7 protein-coding genes and 1 pseudogene are annotated in these 8,043 nt (G+C 71.9%); 7 read left to right on the forward strand and 1 reads right to left on the reverse strand.

From position 1 onward, the window contains the following. The first annotated feature begins 31 nt into the window (after nt 1-31). The 4 genes and pseudogenes from aztB (at nt 32) to aztD (ending at nt 4,446) form a co-directional block, all read left to right on the forward strand. Nucleotides 32-928: a zinc ABC transporter permease AztB gene (gene aztB / locus ACWF94_RS05740; protein WP_453485020.1), complete on the forward strand. Its 897-nt coding sequence runs from the start codon at nt 32-34 to the stop codon at nt 926-928. After that, nucleotides 925-2,151: a hypothetical protein gene (locus ACWF94_RS05745; protein WP_453485022.1), complete on the forward strand. Its 1,227-nt coding sequence runs from the start codon at nt 925-927 to the stop codon at nt 2,149-2,151. The genes aztB and ACWF94_RS05745 overlap by 4 nt, the downstream gene beginning before the upstream one ends. Continuing rightward, nucleotides 2,148-3,095: pseudogene (gene aztC, locus ACWF94_RS05750) on the forward strand (zinc ABC transporter substrate-binding protein AztC); the annotation flags it as partial. The gene ACWF94_RS05745 and the pseudogene aztC, both read left to right, overlap by 4 nt. Before the next feature lie 160 nt (nt 3,096-3,255). Continuing rightward, complete coding sequence (aztD, locus tag ACWF94_RS05755; RefSeq protein WP_453485024.1) at nt 3,256-4,446, forward strand: zinc metallochaperone AztD; 1,191 nt, start codon at nt 3,256-3,258, stop codon at nt 4,444-4,446. A gap of 128 nt (nt 4,447-4,574) precedes the next feature. Here the strand turns inward: aztD and ACWF94_RS05760 are convergent, their stop codons facing one another. After that, entirely contained in the window at nt 4,575-4,823 is a 249-nt protein-coding gene (locus tag ACWF94_RS05760) for an acyl-CoA carboxylase subunit epsilon (protein ID WP_453485026.1), read from the reverse strand. A 288-nt stretch (nt 4,824-5,111) separates the two neighbouring features. On the opposite strand from ACWF94_RS05760, the gene ACWF94_RS05765 reads away from it, so the two are divergent. The 3 genes from ACWF94_RS05765 to ACWF94_RS05775 form a co-directional block, all read left to right on the forward strand. Then, the gene (locus ACWF94_RS05765) at nt 5,112-5,903 is read left to right on the forward strand and encodes an ABC transporter ATP-binding protein (protein ID WP_453485028.1); all 792 of its coding nucleotides are present in this window, start codon (nt 5,112-5,114) and stop codon (nt 5,901-5,903) included. Nucleotides 5,904-5,906: 3 nt separating this feature from the next. Further along, nucleotides 5,907-7,244: an FtsX-like permease family protein gene (locus ACWF94_RS05770; RefSeq protein ID WP_453485030.1), complete on the forward strand. Its 1,338-nt coding sequence runs from the start codon at nt 5,907-5,909 to the stop codon at nt 7,242-7,244. Between the two features lie 294 nt (nt 7,245-7,538). Beyond that, on the forward strand, nt 7,539-8,043 hold a 505-nt coding region (locus ACWF94_RS05775; RefSeq protein ID WP_453485032.1), incomplete at its 3' end, for a diaminopimelate decarboxylase family protein.

Consider the following 8,043-nt stretch of genomic DNA (forward strand, 5'->3'; position numbering starts at 1 on the left):
GATAATCATTTTCATTATAGGGTCCCGCTCCATGGACTGGTTGATGGATCCCTTCGAGGTGACATTCGTCCGGCAGGCGCTGTGGGGCGGCATTCTGGTGTCGTTCATCTGTGCCGTCGCCGGTACGTGGGTGGTACTGCGGGGGATGGCGTTCCTCGGTGACGCCATGTCACACGGCATGCTGCCCGGAGTCGCCCTGGCGTCGCTCCTCGGCGGAAACCTGCTGATCGGCGCGACCCTCAGCGCCGCCGCCATGGCGCTGGGCGTCACCGCGGCCGGCCGGGCGCCCCGGCTGTCCCAGGACACCAGCATCGGGCTGCTCTTCGTGGGGATGCTCTCGCTGGGCGTGATCATCGTCTCCCGCTCCCAGTCCTTCGCCGTCGATCTCACCGGGTTCCTCTTCGGCGACGTCCTCGCCGTACGCGACAGGGAACTCGTCCAACTCGCGATCGCCCTGGGCGTCGCACTGGTGGTCTCGGTGCTGGGTCACCGGCCGTTCGTGGCCCTGGCGTTCGACGAGCGCAAGGCGCGGACGCTCGGGCTGCGGCCCCGGCTCGCGCACACCGCCCTGCTGGGACTTCTCACGCTGGCCATCGTCGCCTCGTTCCACATCGTGGGGACACTGCTGGTCTTCGGCCTGCTGATCGCACCGCCCGCGGCGGCGCTCCCCTGGGCCCGGCGCATCCCGACGATCATGGCCGGGGCCGCCTGCTTCGGGGTAGCCGCGACCTTCACCGGGCTGCTGCTGTCCTGGCATCTGAGCACCGCGGCGGGGGCCACGATCGCCGCCGCCGCGGTCGCGCTCTTCCTGCTCTCCACTCTCGCCGCCGCACTGCGCGGCCGATGGCGGGAACCCGGAGCCGCCCCTCGCACCGACTCCCGGACGGAACCCACCGACTCCCCGATGGAATACGGACATACGTCATGAAACCCAGGAAGCCCCGCCCTTCGGCCACGCTCGGCGCCGCCGTCGCCGCGGCCCTGCTCACCGCCGGCTGCCAGAGCGGCTCCGGCGGCGGGACCTCCCCGGCGGCGAACGCCCCGGCCACCTCACCACCCCACGGATATGTCGAAGGGGCCGAGGAGACCGCCGAACAGCAGGCCCGCCTGGTACTGGCGGACGCGGCCTCGGGCGCGACCCGGGTGCTGGATCTGGTCACCGGGGACACCACGGCGCTCAAGGGCACCGAACCGATACGCGGGGCCGTCACCGACGGCCGGTTCGCCTTCCTCGCCACCGCCACCGGGACCCGGGTCGTCGACAGCGGCACCTGGACGGTCGACCACGGCGACCATGTCCACCACTACCGGGCGAAGGTCCGCGGCATCGGGCCGATCCCCGGACAGCGCGCGTCGCACATCCACAGCGACCCCGCCGTCACGGCGGTCTCCTTCGCCGACGGCAGCGCCAGGCTGTACGACCGCACCGCACTGGCGGACGGCACCGTGGGGGCGGGCCGCCCCCTGCCCGGCGCGGCGCGGCCCGGCCCGGTCGTCCCGTACCGGGAACATCTCGTCGTCCCGGGCCGCGGCAGCGGGCGGGACACCGTGCAGATCACCGGCCGCGAGGGCACCCGGCCGGTGACCTCCATCGGCGCACGGTGCGCACAGCCCGGCGGCGCGGCCGTCACCCGCCGCGGCGTGGTCCTCGCGTGCTCCGATGGCGCCCTGCTCATCACCGGGAAGAACGGCCGCTTCACCGGTCTGAAGATCCCCTACGGCAAGGCCGTGGCGGCCCGGGACCGCGCCCGCTCGTTCGACCACCGGCCGGGTGGCAGCACGCTCGCGGCCCGCGCGGGCGACGACGGCGCCTGGCTGCTCGACACCACGAAACGGGCCTGGACACACATCAGGACCGGCCCCGTCGTCGCGGCGACCACGGCGGGCGAAGGCACGCCACTGCTCGCCCTGGCCCCGGACGGTGTGCTGTCGGCGTACGACCCGGCCACGGGGCGGCGGACCGCGACCACCAAGGTGCTCCCCAGGCCCGGCGGCACCCCCGCGGTCATAGAGATCGACGCCGGCCGCGCGTACATCAACGACGCGTCGGCGAAGAGGGTCCATGAGATCGACTACAACGACGGTCTGCGCCGGGCCCGCACCTTCCCGCTCGACATCGCGCCCACCCACATGGTGGAGACGGGCCGATGACCACCGACCGCCCGACGCGCGCCGGACACCGTACGCCGACCGCACGCGCGGCGGCCCTCGCCGCGATCGCCGCGCTCGTGGGCACCCTGCTGCTCGGTGCCGTCGGCTGCTCCGGGGAGGAGGACGACCGCCCCCGTGTGGTCGTCACCACCAACATCCTCGGTGACATCACCCGGAACATCGTCGGTGCCGAGGCGGAGGTCACGGTGCTGATGGCGGCGGACGCCGATCCGCACTCCTTCGGTATCTCCGCCCCGCAGGCCGCCCGGCTCGAACAGGCCGATCTCGTCGTGTACAACGGGCTCGGCCTGGAGGAGAACGTCCTGCGGCATGTTGACGCCGCGCGGGAGGCGGGCGTCGCCGCGTTCGCCGTCGGTGAGGCGGCCGACCCGATCGACTACGCCTCCGACGACATGGCGGGTGAGCCCGATCCGCACTTCTGGACCGACCCGTATCGCGTCCGGACGGCGGCCCGGCTCATCGGCGAACAGATCGTGAAGAACGTCGGCGGTGTCGACGCTGCCACGATCCGGAAGAACGCGGACCGTTACGGCGGGGAAATCGATGAACTCGCGTCCTGGATGCGACAGCGCTTCAGCGCGATCCCGGCCGGAAAGCGCAGTCTCGTGACCAATCACCATGTCTTCGGATATCTGGCGAGCCGATTCGGATTCCGGGTGATCGGAGCGGTGATTCCCAGCGGCACCACCCTGGCGTCGCCGAGCGCATCGGATCTCAAGTCGCTGGCCACCGCGATCGAAAGGGCCGGTGTCGGAGCGATCTTCGCGGACTCCTCCCAGCCCGAGCGGCTGGCTCAGGTCCTGAAGAGGGAGAGCCGCGTACGGGTCCGGGTCGTCCCGCTGTTCTCCGAGTCGCTCACCGCGAAGAACAAGGGAGCGGCCACCTATCTGGAAATGATGCGCGCCAACACCACGGCGATAGCCTCACCCACAAGAACTGACTCACGCACAGGAACTGACTCCTGCACAAGAACTGAATCGCGAACGAATCCCACGGCACAGCAGAAGTCACAGCCGCACCCGGCCGACTCCGCCGACATCAGACATCAGACATCAGACATCAGACAAGGAAATCAAGAGAATCATGAAGATCTCAGTGCGCCCCCGGACGGCGGCCTCCGTCGCCGTCCTGCTGACCGTCTCGCTCGCGCTCACCGCCTGCGGGGAACAGAGGAAGGAACCGTCCGCCGGGCGGGCCGGCGGTGAGCCGGGGACCTCGGCCGCGCCCGTCAGGAACCCCCTCGTCACCACGTACGACGGCGGACTCCGCATCCTGGACGGCGACACGCTCAAGGTCGCCGCGGATCTGCCGCTGCCGGGGTTCAACCGCGTCAACCCCGCGGGCGACGACCGCCATGTGATGGTGTCCACCACGACCGGGTTCCGTGTCCTGGACGCCGGCGGCCGGGCGTTCACGGACATCGAGTTCAAGGGTCCCAAGCCGGGGCATGTGGTGCACCACGCAGGCCGGACCGTGCTCTTCAGCGACGGCTCCGGCGAGATCACGGCGTTCGATCCGAAGGAGCTGAGCGGCGGCAAGCCGAAGACCGACACCCACAGGTCCGCCGCCCCGCACCACGGGGTCGCCATCGAGCTGGCGAACGGTCGGCTGGTCACCACCCTCGGCACCGAGGACAAGCGGGTCGGCATCTCCGTCCTCGACAAGAACCGCAAGGAGGTCGCCCGCAGCGAGAAGTGCCCCGGGGTGCACGGGGAGGCGACCGCGCGCGGCGAGGCCGTCGTCATCGGCTGCGAGGACGGGGTCCTGATCTACCGGGACGGTGTCATCACCAAGGCGAAGAGCCCCACCCCGTACGGCAGGATCGGCAATCAGGCCGGGTCCGAGGCGTCCCCCGTCGTCCTCGGCGACTACAAGAAGGACGCCGACGCCGAACTCGAACGCCCCGAGCAGGTGTCGCTGATCCACACGGAGACCGGGAAGCTGCGGCTCGTCGACCTCGGGACCAGCTACACCTTCCGCTCCCTGGCGCGCGGCCCGCACGGTGAGGCGCTCGTCCTCGGCACCGACGGGAAGATCCATGTGATCGACCCCGTGGCGGGCGAGGTCACCAGGACCGTGCCGGTCATCGGCGCCTGGCAGGAACCGCTGGAGTGGCAGCAGGCCCGGCCGACGCTCTTCGTCCGCGACCACACCGCCTATGTGTCCGACCCGGCCGCCAAGCGGATCCACGCGATCGACATCGAGTCCGGGAAGCGGCTCGCCTCTGTCACCCTGCCGAAGGCGCCGAACGAGCTGAGCGGCGTGCAGGGCTGAGCGGCGTGCAGGGCTGAACGGCGCGCAGGGCTGAACGGCGCGCAAGGCTGAACGGCGCGCAAGGCTGAACGGCGCGCAAGGCTGAGCGGTCGGCCCGTTGGACAGGTGGCCCGCGGGGCGGGCGGTGATCACAGGAGGGGTCGCCACGTCGGCTGAGGGCGGCGGGCCCAGGATCCGGCCGGACCGGGCCCGGCCGGGTCCTTGGCCCAGGTCGCGGGGCCGGGCGGCCCCCCGGTCGCGGGCCCGGCGGCGCCCGAGCCGTGGTCCCCGGCCGCGAGCGCGGCCAGTAGCACAGCGGTGACGGCGGCCAGCTCGGCGGCGTCGGGAGCGCCCGCCTCGACCCGGATGACGGGTAGGTCGGTGTGATCTGTCCGCATCGTGACTGGTCCCCCGTGGGCGGCTCGGCAGGGCGGCGTACAGGGCGGTACACAGGGAGCGGAGCACGGACGGAGCGTCATTCGGTCGCAGGCGGGTCTCATCCGGCTCGATGCCCTCGTCGGACGGGCCCCGCGCGGCGAAACCGGCACCAGGGGTGGGGACCCACACCCCGCGCGGGGGTGCGCCCAACACCACCCGGGAACGGGGTCCTCGGCCCCGTGTGCGCGCCCGCCGCCGCCTCTACCGTCATCGCGGGGGGCGCGAACGTGCCCGATGGAGAGGACACCATGTTGCGACGCGACGGCAGGACCGAGGGCGGTGGGGCAGCTGAGGCGCTGCGCCTGGTGGAGGTCACCAAGATCCATGGAACTGCGGAGAACGCGGTGACAGCGCTCGACGCGGTGACGCTGAGCCTTCCCGCGGGTACCTTCACCGCCGTGATGGGGCCGTCGGGTTCCGGTAAGTCCACCCTGTTGCAGTGTGCGGCGGGCCTCGACCGGCCGGACAGCGGGCGGATCGTGGTGGACGGCGAGGAGATGACCGGTGGCGGCGAGGCCCGGCTGACGAAGTTCCGGCGCCGCCGGATCGGGTTCGTCTTCCAGCAGTACAACCTCTTGCCCGCACTGACCGTGGAGCAGAACACCACACTGCCGCTGCGGCTCGCCCGGCGTCCGGTGAACCGGGCCAGGACCCGGCGGATCCTTGAGGAGGTCGGCCTCGGTGACCGTCTCGGCCAGCTGCCGGACCAGCTCTCCGGCGGTCAGCGGCAGCGGGTCGCCATCGCCCGCGCGCTGGTCACCGCGCCCAGTGTGATCTTCGCGGACGAGCCGACCGGTGCGCTGGACACCCGCAGCGCGCGCGATGTCCTGATGCTCCTCCGGGAGGTGGTGAGCGCCCACGGCGGGACCGTGGTGATGGTGACGCACGACCCGGTGGCAGCCTCGTACGCCGACACCGTGCTGTTTCTGGCGGACGGCAGGCTCGCCGGGCACCTGGCGCGGCCGAGTGTGGAGGTCATCGCCGAGCGGCTGGCCCATTCCGGCGACCCTGTCGCGCCCCATGTCCCGCTGGAGGTGTGAGGCGTGTTCGCGCTCTCCCTGCGGACGATCCGGCACCGCCCCGGCGGATTTGCCGCGACCCTGCTCGCCACCTTTCTGGGCTCCGCGATCGTCACCACGTTCAACTCGATGCACGACACCGCCGCCGGGCCGGGCGTCGCCGACGCCGACGCGCAGGCGCTCACCCTGACCGCCGGCGTGGTCGGCGGCTACGGCTCGCTGCTGGTGTTCTTCGCGGTGGCGTCGACGCTGACGGTGAATGTGCGTCAGCGCGCGGCGGAACTGGCCCTGCTGCGCAGTACGGGCGCCACACCAGGGCAGATCAAGCGGATGGTCGTCGGCGAGGCAGCCGTGGTCGCGGTCGCCGGTTCCCTGCTGGCGCTCGTGCCGTCGATGTTCGCCGGGCGGGTGCTGCTCGACATGTTCCAGGACACCGGTCAGGTCCACGACCGGGTGGCGTACGTCTTCGGACCGGTCGGGATCAGTTCGGGCGCCGGCATCACCCTGCTGGCGTCGGTGGGCGCGGCGTTCCTGGCGGTACGGCGGGCGACCCTCGCCCTGGCCGGTGCGCGCCGGCCGCGCGGGCGGGCCCGGATCGCCGGGGGCTGCGCCGCACTGCTCGCCGGGGCCGGCGGGGTCGGTTCGACCTTCGCGCTGAAGCCGACGGACGGCGCGCTGATGGCGCCCGCCGCATACGGGTCGATCCTGCTGGCCGTCGGGTTCGCGGTGTTCTCCCCCGCGCTGCTGCGCGCCCAGATCGGCGGTCGGGAACGGCTGCTCACCGTGCTCGCGGGCGCGGGCGGCCAGTTGACCGCGGCCACCATGCGCCGCCGGGCCGAACAGCAGAGTGGTGTGCTGATGCCGCTGATCCTGTTCACCGGGATCGGAACGGCGACGCTCTATATGCAGGCGATCGAGAACGACGCGATCAAGGCGTCCGGGTTGGTGCGGTCGGTGGACGACAAGAATCTGGAGACGATCAACCTCGTGGTCGTCGGCGTCATCGTGCTGTTCTGCTGCGTCATGCTGATCAACACTCTGTACGCGTCGACGACCTACCGCAGTCAGGAGTTCGGCCGGCAGCGGCTCGCGGGGGCCACCCCGGGCCAGGTGCTGGGGATGGTGGGCCTCGAATCGCTGCTGCTGACCGTCACGGGGGTGTTCTTCGGTACGGTGGCGGGGCTCGCCGGGATCCTGGCGTTCAGTCAGGTCCGTACCGGCCGGCTCGTACCGGACCAGGGGCCGGGCATCTGGCTGGCCGTCGTCGCGGTCGCCGCGGCGGCGACGCTCATCACCGGTCTCGGCACGACAGCCCGGGTGTTGCGCACTCCCGCGGTGCGCGCGGTGGCGGTGGCCGCCTGAGGCGTGGCGCCGGGCGGTTCCGTCGGCCCCGGGGCGGGCGGCGGTGGCAGCCAGCAGCGGGACGCCGTACTCCCCGGGGGTTCGCGGGTCCAGGGCTCGCGGGTCCCGGTTCCTCAGGTGGCCGCGTCGAGGCGGGCGGGTCCGGTCGTGCGGCCGTTCCGGTGAGGTGCGCGGGCCGTGGGGCGAGCATCGAAATCGGTGAGGCTCAGCACCGGAAGAATACGCTTTCGTCGTCCCGCTCCCAGGCCACAGGATGGCTTCGAGCCGGCCATCGGGCCATCGGGGAGGAGAACCGTGTCGTCAGCCATCGCGGCGGAGCTGCTGCCCCGCACCGCCGAGTCCGGTCCGGAGGGCCTCGCCGTCGGAGGCATCGCGCTCACCGCACTGGCGCGGCGGTTCGGGACACCGCTGTTCGTCTACGACGAGGAGCATCTGCGGCAGCGCTGCCGCGAGGCGGTCGCCGCGTTCGGGCGGGACAACGTCGCGTACGCCTCGAAGGCGTTCCTGTGCACGGCCATGGCGCGGCTCGCCCATGAGGAGGGGGTCCTCCTCGATGTCGCGTCCGGCGGTGAGCTGCTGGTGGCGCTGCGCGCGGGCGTACCGGCCGACCGGATCGTGCTGCACGGCAACAACAAGGACGACCGGGAGCTGCGTACGGCGATCACCGCCGGAGTGCGGCAGGTGGTCGTGGACAGTTTCGACGAGATGGACCGGATCGAGCGGCTGTACGGCGCGGAGCGGCTGCCCCCGGCCCGGGTGCGGCTGCGGGTGGCGCCCGGTGTCGCGGCGGGTGCCCATG

The organism is Streptomyces sp. NPDC055078 (assembly GCF_053607985.1).